At 71.1% G+C, this 16,506-nt stretch carries 14 protein-coding genes, 1 tRNA gene and 1 riboswitch; of the genes, 2 read left to right on the forward strand and 13 right to left on the reverse strand.

Annotated features, from left to right (window positions below; all coding sequences use genetic code 11):
* Positions 1–118 precede the first annotated feature (118 nt).
* The 10 genes from G447_RS0103300 to galK form a co-directional block, all read right to left on the reverse strand.
* Positions 119–195 (reverse strand) — tRNA-Leu (locus G447_RS0103300).
* A gap of 47 nt (positions 196–242) precedes the next feature.
* On the reverse strand, positions 243–1,208 hold the full coding sequence (locus G447_RS0103305) for a Ppx/GppA phosphatase family protein (protein ID WP_026430036.1): 966 nt from the start codon (positions 1,206–1,208) through the stop codon (positions 243–245).
* Positions 1,209–1,254: 46 nt separating this feature from the next.
* The gene (locus G447_RS0103310) at positions 1,255–1,770 is read right to left on the reverse strand and encodes a DUF501 domain-containing protein (RefSeq protein WP_026430037.1); all 516 of its coding nucleotides are present in this window, start codon (positions 1,768–1,770) and stop codon (positions 1,255–1,257) included.
* A complete protein-coding gene (locus G447_RS11940) occupies positions 1,767–2,555 on the reverse strand; it encodes an FtsB family cell division protein (protein WP_081697842.1) in 789 nt (262 codons plus the stop codon). Before G447_RS11940 ends, G447_RS0103310 begins: the two co-directional genes overlap by 4 nt.
* 203 nt (positions 2,556–2,758) lie before the next feature.
* Complete coding sequence (gene eno / locus G447_RS0103320; protein ID WP_026430038.1) at positions 2,759–4,039, reverse strand: phosphopyruvate hydratase; 1,281 nt, start codon at positions 4,037–4,039, stop codon at positions 2,759–2,761.
* A gap of 207 nt (positions 4,040–4,246) precedes the next feature.
* Positions 4,247–4,846 carry a hypothetical protein gene (locus G447_RS0103325; RefSeq protein ID WP_026430039.1) on the reverse strand — a complete coding sequence of 200 codons (600 nt, stop codon included), beginning with the start codon at positions 4,844–4,846 and terminating at the stop codon, positions 4,247–4,249.
* Positions 4,847–4,899: 53 nt separating this feature from the next.
* Entirely contained in the window at positions 4,900–8,484 is a 3,585-nt protein-coding gene (mfd, locus tag G447_RS0103330; protein WP_026430040.1) for a transcription-repair coupling factor, read from the reverse strand.
* A gap of 26 nt (positions 8,485–8,510) precedes the next feature.
* Positions 8,511–9,113 (reverse strand): aminoacyl-tRNA hydrolase, encoded by a 603-nt coding sequence (gene pth, locus G447_RS0103335; RefSeq protein ID WP_026430041.1) that lies wholly within the window; start codon positions 9,111–9,113, stop codon positions 8,511–8,513.
* Positions 9,100–9,954 (reverse strand): SGNH/GDSL hydrolase family protein, encoded by an 855-nt coding sequence (locus G447_RS0103340; protein WP_005867864.1) that lies wholly within the window; start codon positions 9,952–9,954, stop codon positions 9,100–9,102. Before G447_RS0103340 ends, pth begins: the two co-directional genes overlap by 14 nt.
* A 129-nt stretch (positions 9,955–10,083) precedes the next feature.
* On the reverse strand, positions 10,084–11,319 hold the full coding sequence (gene galK, locus G447_RS0103345; protein WP_026430042.1) for a galactokinase: 1,236 nt from the start codon (positions 11,317–11,319) through the stop codon (positions 10,084–10,086).
* A gap of 131 nt (positions 11,320–11,450) precedes the next feature.
* Here galK and G447_RS0103350 point away from each other — a divergent pair, with 131 nt between their 5' ends.
* Positions 11,451–11,993 (forward strand): 2'-5' RNA ligase family protein, encoded by a 543-nt coding sequence (locus tag G447_RS0103350; protein WP_005868309.1) that lies wholly within the window; start codon positions 11,451–11,453, stop codon positions 11,991–11,993.
* Between the two features lie 51 nt (positions 11,994–12,044).
* Here the strand turns inward: G447_RS0103350 and G447_RS0103355 are convergent, their stop codons facing one another.
* The 3 genes from G447_RS0103355 to glyA are packed head-to-tail and all read right to left on the reverse strand — an operon-like array spanning position 12,045 to position 15,068.
* On the reverse strand, positions 12,045–12,872 hold the full coding sequence (locus tag G447_RS0103355) for an exodeoxyribonuclease III (protein ID WP_026430043.1): 828 nt from the start codon (positions 12,870–12,872) through the stop codon (positions 12,045–12,047).
* Between the two features lie 16 nt (positions 12,873–12,888).
* On the reverse strand, positions 12,889–13,782 hold the full coding sequence (locus tag G447_RS0103360; protein ID WP_026430044.1) for a bifunctional methylenetetrahydrofolate dehydrogenase/methenyltetrahydrofolate cyclohydrolase: 894 nt from the start codon (positions 13,780–13,782) through the stop codon (positions 12,889–12,891).
* Positions 13,779–15,068: a serine hydroxymethyltransferase gene (gene glyA, locus G447_RS0103365; RefSeq protein ID WP_026430045.1), complete on the reverse strand. Its 1,290-nt coding sequence runs from the start codon at positions 15,066–15,068 to the stop codon at positions 13,779–13,781. Before glyA ends, G447_RS0103360 begins: the two co-directional genes overlap by 4 nt.
* 31 nt (positions 15,069–15,099) lie before the next feature.
* Positions 15,100–15,184, reverse strand: a riboswitch (ZMP/ZTP riboswitch).
* A 604-nt stretch (positions 15,185–15,788) separates the two neighbouring features.
* Between glyA and G447_RS0103370 the strand changes: the two genes are divergently transcribed.
* Positions 15,789–16,481: a sugar transferase gene (locus G447_RS0103370; protein WP_005868348.1), complete on the forward strand. Its 693-nt coding sequence runs from the start codon at positions 15,789–15,791 to the stop codon at positions 16,479–16,481.
* The last annotated feature ends 25 nt before the right edge of the window (positions 16,482–16,506 follow it).

Genomic DNA, 16,506 nt, shown 5'->3' on the forward strand with positions numbered 1-16,506 from the left:
GGTACACCTGTGCCAGCCCCCATCGGCGGAACCCGGGCACCGGCCGCACCGGGGGCGAGCACCGCCCTCGGGCACATCGCACCTGCTCACGGCCCTCGCGGCGCACCCGCGCGGGTGCTGGTGCCCCCGGTGGGACTCGAACCCACAACACGCCGATTTTAAGTCGGTTGCCTCTGCCGATTGGGCCACGGGGGCGGAGCCGGGCGGCGGCCGCAGTCACACTCTACGGCCCCGGCGCCCCCTCACGCCATCGCCAGAGCGATCCCATCGAGGATGTCGTGCTCGGAGGTGCGCACCCGTGCGATGGGGCTGCCCGCCTGCTCGGCGCGCGCCAGGACCCGGCGCACGATGCGACTCCAGATCAGAGCTCCCCCCGCGATCACGTCCTCGCGCCCTTCGGGCATGAATCCCAGCGCGGCCTTGAGCGCCACGGGCTGGTCGACCATGAATCGCACCGCGGCGTCGATCTCCTCCTCCGACAGGGCGGCCCCGTGGATCCGCTCCGGCTGGTACGAGGTCAGGCCGAGCGCCTGGGCGGTCAGGGTCGTCACAGTTCCCGCGACGCCCACCAGGGTGCGCACGCGGCCCAGATCCACCGACTTCTCCGCCACGTCCAACTGCTCATCGACCCACGCCACGACGCGCGCCTCGTCCTGCGCCGGAACACCGCCGGCCGGATCGACACCCGACAAGAATTTCTCCGTCACCCGGACGGCGCCCATATTGACCGAGACCGCCTGCTCGACGCGCGCGTCCCCCAGGACCAACTCGGTGGAGCCTCCTCCGATGTCGACGACCAGCATGGGCGCATCGACACTCCCTCCGAGTCCGCACACCGCGCCCGAGAAGGACAGCGACGCCTCCTCGGTCCCGGGGACCACCTCTGGGTCCACACCGATGACACGCCGGATCTCGCGCGTGAACTCGTCACTGTTAGCGGCGTCCCGTGTGGCCGACGTGGCGACGAAGCGCACACGGGAGGCACCCAGCGCCTCGATCATCCGCTGGTACTCGACGGTGGCCTCGACGGCGCGCTCGATCGCCGCGGCGTCGAGCACGCCCGTGCGGTCCACTCCTCGTCCGAGGCGCACGATCCGCATCTGGCGGGTGAGGTCCGTCAGGCGGGCTCCCCCCTGGTCCCTGACGACGTCGGCCACGAGCAATCGTATTGAGTTGGTTCCGCAGTCAATGGCAGCTACACGAGTCACGTCGGACAATTCTGTCATAGGCACGGCCCGGGTCAAGCCCCCGCGGTCAGCAGGAGCAGCGTGCGGGCGACCACAGGCCCCGCCGTGCCATCTCCGCCAGCGCCATGTCACCGATCGGGTTGACGCCGCCACCGGCCGCCAGGGCGTGGCCGACGAGGGCGTGCAGGCACTTGACGCGGGTCGGCATCCCCCCGGCGGAGACGCCCGCGATCTCGGGGACCTCGCCCAGGAGCCCACGGCGCGCCAAGTAGTCCTCGTGGGCGCGGGCGTAGGCCTCGGCGAGGGCCTGGTCCTCACAAAGGGCCCGGTTGTACTCGTCCATGAGGCGCTCCGCCTCCAGCGTGGAGCACGCCTTCACGGCACGCGGGTGCGTGAGGTAGAAGGTCGTGGGGAACGGACTGGAGTCCTCCAGGCGCGGCGCGGTCACCACGACCGTGGGCCGTCCGCAGGCGCAGCGCGCGGCGATGCCCACGACGCCCCGGGGCAGGCGCCCCAACTGGTCGCGCAGCGCCTCCAGGTCGGCCTCTGTGGCGGGACTCGTGCCGGGGATCGTCTGTGTCATCGTCCGCTTTCCGCCTGGTCGCCGTCCTGTGCGGGCGCCTGGGGCTGGGCGGCCGCCGTCTGCGGCGGCTGGTCGGCTCTGCCCAGCAGGATGGCCACCTGCTGGACCCACGGGCGGGCCGGCCCCTGGGCGGGGGCCGCGTTCACCTGCGCGGAGTCCTGGTACTCGGGACCGGGATCGACCACCGTGTACTGGGTCTCACCGGGGCGCACGAATCCCAGCCGCTCCCTGGCCTGGGTGGAGATGTAGTTCGGGTCGGACCACAGGTCGAGTTGCTTGCGCATGTCGGCGTTGCGCTGCTCGGCGGCAGCCACCTGAGCGCGGATGTCGGCCAGCTCCCTCTCCTGCTGCCACCACGCGTAAACGCTGGGCACCAGCATCATGAGGATGAAGACCGCGACCATGGACAGAGCCAGGAGGCGCACCGACACGTCGAGCCCGCCGAAGGACACGCGCCCGGGCGCCCTGTCGGACGCCGACCGCTTCCCCCCGGAGGCGCGCCCCCGCGGCTTCGTCTTGCCCCCGGTCGCGGCGGACGGGGCCGCGGGGCGCTCGGCTGAGGCCCCGGAGCGCCTCCCCGCCGAACGGGGCGCGGCCGGTCGCCGGCGCTTGGAGCGGCCGCGCCCCTTGGAGGCGGTCGACGAGGCGGAGGCCGCGGCAGCGGCCTCTCTCCTCTTGCGGGACCGCTCGGCGTAGATCTCGCGGGGCGTGCGCCCCTCCCCCTCGCGCGGGGCGGAGGGGCGTGGGGCGGAACGGGAACCCGAGGGGCGCGAAGGACGTGGCATAGTCCAATCCTGCCCTATGCCCGCCGAACGGGCGCGCGCACTCGCCGCACTCGCCGCACTCGCCGCACTCGCCGCACTCGCCGCACTCGCCGCGCGCGCCGCATCGGCGCAGACGGGCAGCGACGCGCCGGTCCCCGGGAACCGCGTGGGTTCCCGGGGACCGGCGCGCTCGGGCCCTCCCACAAGGGGGCCGGCCCGGCGCCTCAGTGGGCGAAGCGCGGGAAGGCGCCGCGACCGGCGTAGACGGCCGAATCGCCCAGCAGCTCCTCGATGCGCAGCAGCTGGTTGTACTTCGCGACGCGCTCGGAGCGGGCGGGGGCGCCCGTCTTGATCTGGCCGGAGTTGGTGGCGACAGCCAGATCGGCGATCGTCGTGTCCTCGGTCTCACCGGAGCGGTGCGAGGTCATGGTGCGGTAGCCGTTGCGGTGGGCCTCCTCGACCGCGTCGAGGGTCTCGGTCAGCGAACCGATCTGGTTGACCTTCACCAGCAGCGCGTTCGCGGCGCCAAGCTCGATGCCCTTGGCCAGGCGGGCGGGGTTGGTGACGAAGAGGTCGTCGCCGACCAGCTGCACGCGGCCACCGATCTCGGTGGTGAGGGCCTTCCAGGCGTCCCACTCGTCCTCGGACAGCGGATCCTCGATGGAGACCAGCGGGTAGGCGGAGATGAGCTTCTCGTAGTACTCGACCATGTAGTCGGTGGAACGGCCCTCGCCCTCGAAGGTGTACAGGCCGTCCTTGAAGAACTCGGAGGAGGCGACGTCCAGGGCCAGCGCGACGTCCTGGCCGGGCTTGAAGCCCGCCTTCTCAATGGCCTCGACGATCAGGTCGAGCGCCTCGGCGTTGGAGTCCAGGTTGGGGGCGAAGCCGCCCTCGTCACCGAGGCCGGTGGACAGGCCCCGCTCCTTCACGACGGACTTGAGGGTGTGGTAGACCTCGGCGCCCCAGCGCAGCGCCTCACGGAAAGTGGGGGCGCCCAGGGGGGCGATCATGAACTCCTGGATGTCGACGTTCGAGTCCGCGTGGGAGCCGCCGTTGAGGATGTTCATCATGGGAACGGGCAGGACGTGGGCGTTGGGGCCGCCCAGGTACTGGAAGAGGGGCAGGTCGGCGGACTTCGCGGACGCCTTCGCGACAGCCAGGGAGACGCCCAGGATGGCGTTGGCCCCCAGCTTTCCCTTGTTGTCGGTGCCGTCCAGTTCGATCATCGTGGAGTCGATCTCGCGCTGGTCGGTGGCCTCGAGGCCGATGAGCTCGGGGGCGATCTCGTCCTCGACGGCGTCGACCGCGTCCTGGACCCCCTTGCCCAGGTAACGGCCCTTGTCGCCATCGCGACGCTCGACGGCCTCGAACGCGCCCGTGGACGCGCCGGAGGGGACGGAAGCGCGGGCCAGGACGCCGTCCTCCAGGAGGACCTCGACCTCGACGGTGGGGTTGCCGCGCGAGTCCAGGATCTCGCGTGCGCCAATGCCTTCAATAAGAGCCACGTCATTCTCCAATCGATCATTTGCGTGGACTGCGGTCAGTCCTAACGGTAGTACCAACCGCGTTCTCGGTCACCCCCCTCTTGGGGGGCAGACGTTCTTTCATTGCGGAGCCACTCCGCGGGCGAGCGCGCCACGTGACATTGGTCCCAGCGCCGGGGTGTGCCGCGCCACTGGGAAGGCGCGCCGCGAGGGGCGCTCCGCGGTCCGTCAGCCGGTGGGGGCCGACTGCCCTCCTGTGCGCTGGCGGGCGCCGGAGTCGCCGCCCGGACCGGAGACGACATCGCCCAAGCGCGGGTAGTCGAAGGCGTTCATCTGGCTATCCAGTGTCGGGAAGCGCGGGTTGACCTGCGGGTCGAGCTGGGCGTTCTGCTCCTGGAGGAAGGAGAGGACCTGCTCGCGCAGGGAGGGGTTCTGGGCGACCGCCTGGTTGAGCATCTCGGAGATGATCGTCGCCCGCACGACCGTCTTGGTGGGGTCGGCCAGGGGCTTGTCGTACTTGTCCTGTCCGGCTGCGGCGCTGAAAGCGGCGACCCTCTGGTCGATCTGCGCGTCGCTGACGCCCACTCCCAGTCGGACGGCCAGCGCGTCGAGCTGGGGAGCGGAGTAGAAGACCGCGCGGATCCGGTTCAGCTCGGCTTTCTGACCGATGATCTCACCGATCTGGGCGGTCGCGGTCTCGATGTCGGAGATCGAGTACGACCCCTGCGTAGTGACGATCGCCTGCCCGGGGTGCGCGGAGCACGCCCCCATTCCCACGGCGGCTGCCGCCACCGCCACCACCGACGCGATCTTTGTGCGCAAGGCCACGAGTATCCTCCTTGAAGGCGTATTCAACCCCACCAGTGTATTGCACGCCACCCTCACTCACGAAAAGGGGTGAGGAGCCTGGTCACCAGGGCCTCCACCCATTCGAGCAGCGGCCCGTCCGTCAAGGGCGCGCCGCCGATCCTCTGCGTCAAGGGGAGGGGCACCAGGACCTGGCGCACGGCGGCCTTGATGACCGCGCCCGGGTGGAGGCGCTTGAGCCGCATCGCCTGGGAGTCGCGCAACTGGACCGGCGACACCCGCAGGTACTTGCCCTGGGTGACGGCCTCGCTGATCCCGGCGCGCCGAAGGACCTCGCGCAACCGGGCGACGGCGAAGAGCAAGTCCACCTGGGCGGGCAGCGGGCCGTAGCGGTCCGCCAGCTCCTCGCGCACATCCGCCTCCTGCTCCGGGCAGGACACGGCGGCGATCTTGGCGTACACCTCCAGGCGCAGCCGCTCACCGCGCACGTAGTCCTCGGGGATGTGGGCGTCGACGGCCAGGTCCAGGCGCACGTCCGCCTTCTGGGCGGGCGCCTCGCCGCGGTAGGCGGCAACGGCGTCGGACACCATCCGCACGTAGAGGTCGAAGCCCACGCCCTCGACGTGCCCGGACTGCGCACCGCCCAGCAGGTTCCCCGCGCCCCGGATCTCCAGGTCCCGCTGGGCCACGGCCAGCCCCGCCCCCAGGTCCGTGTTGGCGGCGATGGTCTTGAGGCGCTCGTGGGCGGTCTGGGTGAGGGCCCTGTCCCCCGGGTAGAAGAAGTAGGCGTAGGCCCGCTCGCGCCCGCGCCCCACGCGCCCGCGCAACTGGTGGAGCTGGGAGAGCCCGAACACGTCGGCGCGGTCGACGATGAGGGTGTTCGCGTTCGAGATGTCCAATCCCGTCTCCACGATGGTCGTGCACACCAGGACGTCGAACTCGTGGTTCCAGAAGTCCTGGATCACGGCCTCCAGCTGGTGCTCGCCGAGCTTGCCGTGGGCGACGCGCACCCGCGCCTCGGGGACCAGCGACTGCACGCGGGCGGCGACGGAGTTGATCGAGTCGACGCGGTTGTGCACGTAGAACACCTGCCCGTCGCGCAGCAGCTCGCGGCGGATCGCAGCGCTGACCTGCGCGTCGGTGTGGGCCCCGACGAAGGTGAGTACGGGCTGGCGCTCCTCGGGAGGGGTTTGCAGGATCGACATCTCGCGGATCCCGGAGACCGCCATCTCCAGGGTGCGCGGGATCGGCGTGGCCGACATCGACAGAACGTCCACGTCGGTGCGCAGCGCCTTGAGGGTCTCCTTGTGCTCGACGCCGAAGCGCTGCTCCTCGTCGATGACGACCAGGCCCAGCTTCTTGAAGGCCACCGCCCCGGTCAGCAGCGCGTGCGTGCCGATCACCAGGTCGATGCGCCCCGAGGCCAGCCCCTCCTTGACCTCCTCGGTCTGCTTCGGCGTCGAGAAGCGCGACAGCGTCCCGATCTCGACGGGGAAACCGGCGTAGCGCTCCGAGAAGGTCTCGAAGTGCTGGGTGACCAGCAGGGTCGTGGGCACCAGGACCGCCACCTGGTACCCGTCCTGGATCGCTTTGAAAGCGGCGCGCACCGCGATCTCGGTCTTCCCGTAGCCGACGTCGCCGGTGAGCAGGCGGTCCATGGGGACGGGCTTCTCCATGTCCGCTTTGACCTCGTCAATGGTGACGAGCTGGTCGGGGGTCTCCACGTAGGGGAAGGCGTCCTCGAGTTCGCGCTGCCACGGCGTGTCGAGGCCGAAGGCGTGCCCCTTGGTCTGCTGGCGCACGGCGTACAGGCGGATCAGCTCCTTGGCGACCTCGTTCACGGCCTTCTTCGCGCGCGCCTTGGTTTTCGCCCAGTCGGCGCCGCCCATCTTCGTGAGGGAGGGTTCGTCGCTGCCCGTGTACTTGGAGATCTGGTCGAGGGCGTCGGTGGGCACGAAGAGGCGGTCGCCCGGCTGGCCGCGCTTGGAGGGCGCGTACTCGATGACCAGGTAGTCGCGCGTGGCGGCCGCGTCGGAGCGCCCGACGGTGCGGCTGACCAGTTCGACGAAGCGCCCGATGCCGTGCTGCTCGTGGACGATGTAGTCGCCCGGGTGCAGGGTCAGGGGGTCCACGCCCTTGCGCCGTCGGCTCGGCATGCGCCGCATGTCCCTGGTGGTGGCCCCCGCGCGGCCGGTCATATCGCCCTCGGTGAGGACAGCGACGCGCAGGTCCGGGGCCACGAACCCGGCGGGGCCCTGCGCCGTCGTGATGGTGACCAGGCCGGGCCCGGGGTCGGAATCGACGGAGTCCGACAGGGCGACGGGGCAGCCCGCCTCGGCCAGGATCGTGCGGATGCGGCGCCCGGGACCGGGGCCCTCGGTGGTGACGACGACCCGCCAGTCCTGGGCGGCCAGCGACTTGAGGTCCCCGGCTGCGGCTGCGAAGTCCCCCCTGTAGGGGCGCACCTCCCTGGCACCCGCGCGCATGAGCACGGGTGAGGCGACCAGCGCGGAGCCGCCTTCGTCGGAGCCCGCGCCCGCTGCCTCCCCGTCGGCCTCAGCCTCCGCGAGTTCAGCGGGGGGCAGGGAGGACAGCTCCCACCACGGACCGCCCGCCCCCCACAGGTCGTCGAGGTCGAGGAAGGAGGCGTCGGATGCCTCCAGGGGCACCTGGCCCCCTCCAGCCGCCGCGCTCCACGCCGCCCGCAGGAACTCGTCGGTCGTGGCGACCAGATCCGCCGCCCGCGCGCGGATGCGCTCAGGATCCGACGCCAGCACCGGCGTCCCCGGGGGCAGCAGGTCCACGAGGCGGTCCATGCCGGAGGCCAGGACCGGCGCCAGGGACTCGATGCCCGGGGCGGGGATGCCCTCGGCGGCCAGGGACAGCATCTCGGCCGCGCCGGGCAGGCGGTCGGCCGCCTCGCGGGCGCGGGCCCGCACCTGGGCGCTGAGCAGCAGCTCCCGGCAGGGCACCGCCCACAGGCCGTGGGGGGCGGCGCCCAGGGTGCGCTGGTCCTGGATGGAGAAGGCCCGGATCTCATCGACCTCGTCGCCCCACAGCTCCACGCGCAGCGGATGGGGCTCCTGGGGTGGGAACACGTCCAGGATGCCGCCGCGCACACTCATCTGCCCGCGCGCCTCGACCATGTCGACCCTTTGGTATCCCAAGTCCGACAGGCGCGCGGTGGCCTCCGGCAGGTCCACGACATCGCCCACTGCGATGCGCACCGGCTCCAGGTCCGCCAGGCCGCGGATGATGGGCTGCAGGAACGAGCGGACGGGGACCACCAGGACGGACAGGGGGCCCGCGAAGGCGTCGCCCTGGACGGGGTGCGCCAGGCGGCGCAGCACAGCGATGCGGTTGGCCATCGTGTCCACCTGGGGCGACAGGCGCTCGTGCGGCAGCGTCTCCCAGGCTGGGAAGGCGGCTGCCCCCGTCGTCCACGAGGCGAGGGCAGCGGTCATCGCCTCCGCCTCGCGCCCCGTCGCGGTGAGGACCACCACGGGGGTGGTGGCGCGCGAGGCGATGTGCGCGGCGATGGGCGCGCGCAGGCCCGAGGGGGCCACCAGTGTGCCTGAGCGCCCGGCCGCGATGGAGTCCGCCGCTGCGGCGACGGCCGGGTCGGATGCGAGCAGGGGCAGCAGTCCAGTGAGGAGCACGGATCGCCTTTCGGTGGCGCTGGGGCTTATCGGGTGTGGAGCGCCTGCTGGGTGGGCGCGAATCCCTCGGCCACGACCCCCTCCACGGCGTCGGCGGCCTCCTCGAGGGTCACGTCCCAGTCGGGGCGCTCCTTGGCGGGGATGGGCGCCAGGACGTAGTCGGCGGGGTCCATGCGCCCCGGCGGCCGCCCGATGCCGATGCGGAGCCTGTGGTAGTCGCGGGTCCCCAGGGCCTGGGTGAGGGACTTGAGGCCATTGTGGCCGCCCTCGCCGCCCCCGGCCTTGAGCCTGAGCTCGTGGGGGGGCAGGTCGAGGTCGTCGTGGACGACGAGGATCCTCTGCGCCCCGATGCCGAGGAAGTCCGCGAGGCGGCGGATGGGGCTGCCCGTCGTGTTCATGTACGTCTCGGAGCGCGCCAGGACGGCGCGCGGCCCGGGGACGCCGCCGGGCCCCGCTCCCAGGCGGACGTCGGCGACGCGGGTGCGCGAGCGGTGGGTCTTGAGCACCGCGCCCGCCCGCGCCGCGAGGACGTCAACGGTGAGGTAGCCGACGTTGTGGCGGGTTGAGGCGTACTGCGCGCCAGGATTGCCCAGCCCGACGACGAGCCACGGCGAGTCAGTCGTGTTCATACTCCGATTGTGCCACCCGCGCCGAGAGCATGCCCCACTGCGGAGCGTCGGCGACGACGGGCGCGGCCTGGCGCCGCGAGGCGGCCCACTCGTCGGCGAAGAGCTGCGCCCAGGTGGCGTAGGCCGCGGAGTTCGGGTGGAAGAAGTCGGCGGCGTGGTAGGCGAAGGTGTACGTCGGCAGGGAGTACTCGCGGGTGAGGGCCCGCACGTCCACCATCCGGGCGGTCGACTCCTCGACCGTGCGCGCCAGGTACTCCGACATCTCGGTGGCGCGCTTCTCCTGGGGCATGATGCCGAAGGAGGGGATGGAGGAGACCAGGGAGTCCGGGGGCAGCGCGGCGATCACGCGACCCAACCGCTCGGCGAACTGGCCGGGGGCCATGTCCTCCGCCATGACGTCGTTGCCGCCGATGCTCAGCGTCACCAGGTCCGGCTCGATGTCCCCGTCGATCAGTCCCATGCCGCGCATCTGGGGGATCTGGGTGAGTTCCACGGACTCCACCGTGGCGCCGGACAGCGAGAGGTTGAGCAGGGCGACCTCGCGCCCCAGGGTCTGCTGGATCGCGGAGGCGAGCAGCGCGGGATAGGACTCGGTGACGCGCGACGCCCCCAGTCCCTGCACCGAGGAGTCCCCCAGGGCGACCATGACGTAGGGCATTTCGCCCTCATTGGCGTGCAAACGGTCCATGGTGGCCAGCGTGTGGTCCTCCCACGCCTTCCGGTAGTCGCCGCGCTGGGAATCGAGGCGGAGCAGGCGCCCGAGCGCGATGCCGCCGCCGAACAGCGAGGCACCGCCCGCTGCCGCCCCGGCGACCTGCCATGCCCGTTTGCTGATTCGCATCATCTTCCTCTTTCCTGCGCCGTGCGCGACCGCTGCTAGTGCGAGCCCCCAGTGTATGCGCCCTGCGCGCGCCTCTTCAAACGGCGCCGCGGCCCCCCGCTGGGCGGTCGGCGCCGGGCATGGCCCTGCTCAAGCGGTGCGCCCCGCGGGTCCGGAGGGCAGGGCGGCGAGGAAGTGGGGGGGCTCCCAGCCCCGCGCCTCGTAGGCCGCGGCGATCGCCTCGCCCACAGCCGGGCCCGAGGCGGCGTCGACGAGCGCGATCGCACTGCCGCCGAAGCCGCCTCCGGTCATGCGGGCCCCGTGGGCGCCGGCCGCGCGCGCCGCCGCGACCGCGACGTCGAGCTCCGCGCAACTGACCTCGTAGTCGTCGCGCAGGGAGTCGTGGGAGTCGTCGAGCAGAAGGGCGGCCACATCGAGGCGCTCCCCCTCCAGCGGCCCCTCCCCCATGAGCTCGACGAAGGCGCGGGTGCGGGCGATCTCGGAGACGACGTGGCGGGCGCGCCTGGCGAGGCGCTCGTGCCCCTCCAGCGCCGACATGGCGGCTTCCAGGTCGGTCACCTCCACCAGCTGGCCGACTCCCAGCAGGCGGGCGGCTTCCTCGCAGTCGGCGCGCCGCTGCCCGTACTGCCCGTCCGCGAGCGAGTGCTTCGCCCGCGTGTCGATGACGAGCAGTTCCAGCCCCGATGAGGCCAGGTCGAAGGGGATGGGCGCCGCGGACATGTCCCGGCAGTCCAGGGCGAGCGCATGGCCGGTCCGACAGCGCATCGACGCGGTCTGGTCGAGCCCGCCGGTGTTCGCGCCCGCTATTTCGTTCTCCGCGGCGCGCGCGGCGTCCACGAGGAGGCGCCTGCCCTCTTCGGAGCCCGCCAGGCCGAGGCCGCAGACCTCGTCGACGGCGACGGCCGTGGCGCACTCGAGGGCCGCCGAGGACGACAGGCCGCCCCCCACGGGTACGCACGACCACAGGGCGGCGTCGAAGCCCGACAGCGGGCCGTAGCCAGCGCGCTCGAGGGCCCAGGGCACTCCCGCGATGTAGGCCGTCCAGTGCCTGGGCACCTGCCCGGGCCCGCCCCAGGGGCCGATGGAATCCAGGTCGAGGCTGTCGATGGAGTCGACGGTCTGCGGCGAGATGAGGCGGACAGTGCGGTCCGGGCGAGGGGCGAGCGCCAGGTACGCCCTGTGGGGAAGGGCGATGGGCAGGCACGGGCCACCGTTGTAGTCGACGTGCTCGCCGATGACGTTGACGCGGCCAGGTGCGCTCCACACTCCTGCGGGCTCGTGCCCGAAAGCCTGGATGAAGAGCTCGCGCGCGTTGAACGCGCCCTCCTCCGGGCTGACTGCTTCGGCTCTGATGATGCGGGCCACGGTACCTCCTTCGGGACTCCCCCCACCCTACCCGACTATGAGCACCTTCACACAAGGGGTCCGCATCACGTGCCCTTGTCGGAGAACCCCCTAGGATTGGGACCGTCCCGTACAACACGCAAGCAGGTCCCATGTTCCTCCCCGAGAGACTCCCCGGCCAAGACTGGCTCGGCGTCGTCATCGCCATACCCGAGCCGTGGGTGAGCGAATTGACGGATTTGCGCCTGCGCCTGGGGGATCTCCAGGGCTCGCGCGTGCCCGCGCACATCACGCTGATGCCTCCCATGCCGGTCGCCACCGAGTCGCGCGGCGAGGTGATCGAGCACCTGAGCGCCATCGCCCGCCGGTCCCGGCCCTTCCGTGTCGCGCTCAGGGGGGCGGACTGCTTCCGCCCCCTCTCCGCCGTCGCCTTCCTCAACCTGGCAGAGGGGGCCCGCGCCTGCTCCGACTTGGCCGAGAACATCCGCTCGGGCCCCCTCGATTACGAGCCGCGCTTCCCCTACCACCCGCACGTCACGCTCGTCCAGGGGGTCGCCGACCCCGTCCTCGATCTCGCGATCGACATAGGGAGTTCCTTCGAGGCGTCGTGGGTGGTCCCCGGGTTCCGCCTCGACCGCCTCGACCCCTCGGGGGCCTACTCCTCGATCGCGATCTTCGACTTCGAGGGCATGTGAGCCCTGGCGCACCAGCTCCCGCTGCCGGGCACTGCGGCGGCGGAGCCCGGCTCAGAGGTCGTAGACGACGCCCACCGGCGCGTGGTCGGAGAAGCGCTGGTCGTACGAGGGCGCCCGCCCGACGGTGAAGGACCGCGCCGTCCGGGCGAGGCCGGGCGTGGCGAACTGGTAGTCCAGGCGCCACCCCGCGTCGTTGGCGAAGGCCTGGCCCCGCCACGTCCACCACGAGTAGGGGCCCTGGACCCCGCCCGCCAGGTCGCGGACGACGTCGTGCCAGCCCTCCTCCACCCAGCCGTTGAGGAAGGCGATCTCCTCGTCGAGGACGCCGGCGCGCTTGTTGTGGTTGGACGCCCAGTTCTTGATGTCCGCCCGCGAGCGCACGACGTTGAAGTCGCCGCACACGACCGCCTGCTCCCCGCCCGAGGCCGCCGAGGCGAGCAGTTCGGCCATGCGCGCCCCGATCCGGGGCAGGTGCGCCATCTTCGCCTCCTGTTTGGGCGTGTCCTTCTCCCCGGAGTGGAAGTAGGCGGAGACGAGGCGCACGGGGGACGGGGCGCCGTCCGCTTCGACGAGGGCCTCCAGCCAGCGGCCTGAGTCCGCATCCGACTCGGCGTCGTCGAGGACGGTGCGCGGCCTGCCGACGAGGGCACCGCGGTCGCGGTGGACGGCGACGCCCACGCCCGCGCGCCCCTTGATGCGGCACGGCACCCACACGGAGTCCCACTGCCCGGGCAGGATCCCCCGTGCGATCTCCTCCGGCGCGCGCACCTCCTGCATGAGCAGGGCGGTGGGCGCCGCTTCCTCCAGCCAGTCCAAGAAGCCCCGCTTGTGGGCGGCGCGGATGCCGTTGAGGTTGACGGTCGTCACTGTCAGAGTCACGGGGTTCCCTTCGGGGTCAGCTGGCCGCCCGCTCGGCGGCCTCGACGATGTTGGTGACCAGGAGGGCGCGCGTCATCGGGCCGACGCCGCCGGGGTTCGGGCTCAGCCACGAGGCCACTCGGTCGACGCCGTCCGCGACGTCGCCCATCAGGCGGGGTTTGCCGTCCACGACGGTCCGAGACACGCCCACGTCGAGCACGACGGCGCCGGGGCGCACCATCTGCGCGGTGACGATCCCCGCGGACCCCGCGGCCGCCACAACGACATCGGCCCGTCGCACGTGGTCGGCCAGGTCCCTGGTGCCGGTGTGGCACACGTCCACCGTCGCATTGACGTCCTTGCGGCCCAGCAGGAGTCCGATGGTGCGCCCGACGGTGACTCCGCGGCCCACGATGCACACGTCGGTCCCGTCCAGGTCGATGCCGTGGCGCTCGACGAGTTCGATGACCGCGCGCGGTGTGCACGGCAGCGGCGAGTCGATGGGGCCCGAGCCGCGCAGGACCAGTCTGCCCAGGTTCGTCGGGTGGAGGCCGTCGGCGTCCTTGTCCGGGTCGATCATCTCCAGGACGGCGTTCGTGTCGATGCCGGCGGGCAGCGGCAGTTGGACGATGTAGCCGGTGCACGCCGGATCGGCGTTCAGCCGGGCGACGGCCTCCTCGATCCTCCCCTGGCCGGCGTCGGCGGGCAGGTCGATGCGGATCGAGTCGATCCCCACCTCGGCGCAGTCGCGGTGCTTTCCCGCCACGTAGGCCAGGGACCCCGGATCCTCGCCGACCAGGACGGTCCCGAGTCCGACGGCGCAGCCGCGCTGGCGCAGTGCGGCCACGCGGGCGCGCAGCTCCTGCTTGATGGCGGCGGCCGTCGCCTTCCCGTCGAGGATCCTGGCCGGGCCCGCCCACGGCGCCCTCATTGCTCGAGCCCCGCGTACAGGGGGTGCTTGTCGGTGAGGCGCTTGACGCGGGCGCGCAGGGCCTCCAGGTCCACAGAGGATCCCGAGGCCCCCTGGGCGAGGGCGGTCCCGATGATGTCGGCGACCTCTTCGAAGTCCTGGGCGTCGAAACCGCGCGAGGCGAGGGCCGGGGTCCCGATGCGCAGGCCCGAGGTGACGGCCGGGGGCCGGGGGTCGAAGGGGACGGCGTTGCGGTTCACGGTGATTCCGACTTCGTGGAGGAGGTCCTCGGCCTGCTGGCCGTTGATCTGGGAGTCCACCAGGTCCACGAGGACCAGGTGGACGTCGGTGCCGCCGGTGACCAGTTTGACGCCCGCGTTCACGGCGTCGTCGGCCCCGAGGCGCTCGGCGAGGATCCGCGCGCCCTCGAGGGTGCGGCGCTGGCGGTCCTTGAACTCGTCTGTCTGGGCGACCTTCATGGCGATCGCCTTGGCTGCGATCACGTGCATGAGGGGGCCGCCCTGCTGGCCCGGGAAAACGGCGCTGTTGAGCTTCTTCCCCCACTTCTGGCCGCGGGAGGAGAGGATCATGCCCGAGCGGGGGCCTCCGAGGGTCTTGTGGACGGTGGTGGTGACCACGTCGGCGTGGGGCACGGGGCTGGGGTGCAGGCCCGCTGCGACCAGGCCGGCGAAGTGCGCCATGTCCACCCACAGGGCGGCGCCGACCTCGTCGGCGATCTCCCTGAACGCTTGGAAGTCCAGGTGGCGGGGGTAGGCGGACCATCCCGCGATGATGACGGCGGGCCGCTCGCGCAGGGCGGCCTCGCGGACCATGTCGGGCTCGATGCGCATCGTCTCGCGGGAGACCTCGTAGGCGGTGGCCCGGTAGTGCTTCCCGGAGAAGTTCAGGCGCATGCCGTGGGTGAGGTGCCCGCCGTGGGCCAGGCTCAGGCCCAGGACGGGGTCGCCGACGTTCGCCATCGCCATGAGGGCAGCGGCGTTGGCCTGGGCGCCAGCGTGGGGCTGGACGTTGGCGTAGTCGCAGCCGAAGACTTGTTTCGCCCGCTCAATGGCGAGGGACTCGGCGACGTCGACGAACTCGCAGCCGCCGTAGTAGCGGCGCCCGGGGTAGCCCTCGGCGTACTTGTTGGTGAGCACAGAGCCCTGCGCCTGCAGGACTGCTCGGGGGACGAAGTTCTCGGACGCGATCATCTCGAGGGTGCCGCGTTGGCGCCGCAGCTCGCTGTCGAGGACCGCCTGGATCTCGGGGTCCAGTTGCGCCAGGGCCATGTCGTTGAGGGAGTCCATTGTTCTCCTGGGATCGTCGAGTCGGGAGGTGGCACACAGCCCAGGCGGGCGACTGCGGGTGCCGTCGGGTCGCTCCCCGGTGGTTGCCCACCTGTTCGCCAGTCGCGACGGGGCCATCCTATCGCGCGCCCATGGGCGGCTCCACGGGCCCCGCCGGCAGGCACAGCCCCGCTGCGGGCAAGTCCCGCGCGGCTCCGCCGCCCTCGCCCTTCCCCGAGGCGGCGCAGTCCACGACCGGGCGCGCCGCCTCGAAGTCTTGGGCCGCACCGTCGGCACCGCCCTCCCCCGTGCCCGGGCGCGTCCGGCGGAAGGCGGACGGCGGCCCCCATCCACTTACCACGCTAGAGTGGTCACCTGGTGAGACGGTCGACGATCATCTTTTGATCACACCCCCTGACCACCTGGCGCACAATATGCAATATGACACTCCTTGGAGATATCGATTTTCGGCAGAATACCAACCCAAACCCATTATCTACCGCATGGAAATTGTCTCGACAACCAATGACCCGGTAACTGATGTCACAAGACAATCTTCATAGATATCGAGCATCCCTAGTGCATTTTCTCTAACCATATGGATAACATGGGTTCCTGACCGAACGGTTACCCCTCCCCATCGACGCAAGTTTACACAGTAAACCACTCGAAGCGGCAGGGGGGCCGGCAGCCTAACCAAACAAACGCTTTTCAAGAAACTATCTAGGAGGCGCACGAGAGATGACCACCTTGACCAATTCCAGGGCCAAGCGGTACATGCCGACGTTTGTCGTGCCTTCCGCGGCTCGGGGCTCCGCACTGGATCTGGCGTTCAAACGCGTGATCGACATCGTCCTCGCGGCCGTTGGAGTCGCCGTTCTGACACCGCTGTGGCTGGTCGTGGCCCTGCTCATCCGGATCTCGGACCACGGCCCGGCCTTCTTCAAGCAGACACGGGTCGGCAAGAACGGCCAGCCCTTCACGATGTACAAGTTCCGCACCATGCGAGTCGACGCCGAACAGGTCAAAGCGTCCCTGGAGGCCGCCAACCGGGCCGACGCGGGCGCCGGGAACTCCGTGATGTTCAAGATGCGCGACGATCCGCGCGTCACCCGCGTCGGGCGCGTGCTGCGCAAGACCAGCATTGACGAGCTCCCCCAGCTCTTCAATGTCATCAAGGGCGACATGTCGCTGGTGGGCCCCCGTCCGCCGCTGCCCAGCGAAGTGGCCACGTATGAGCCCCACGTCATGGGCAAGTTCGCGGTCCGCCCCGGTATCACCGGATTGTGGCAGATCTCGGGGCGATCCAACCTCTCGTGGGAGGAAACGGTCCAGCTGGACCTGGACTACGCGGCGACCCGCACTTTGGGTCTGGACACGTGGATCCTCCTGCAGACCGTGCCCGCGCTGCTTCGTCAGGAGGGCGCCTATTAGACCATTTCTTCTGTGTGTGTGATTA

It is taken from the genome of Schaalia georgiae DSM 6843 (genome assembly GCF_000429245.1).
Lineage (GTDB): Bacteria > Actinomycetota > Actinomycetes > Actinomycetales > Actinomycetaceae > Pauljensenia > Pauljensenia georgiae.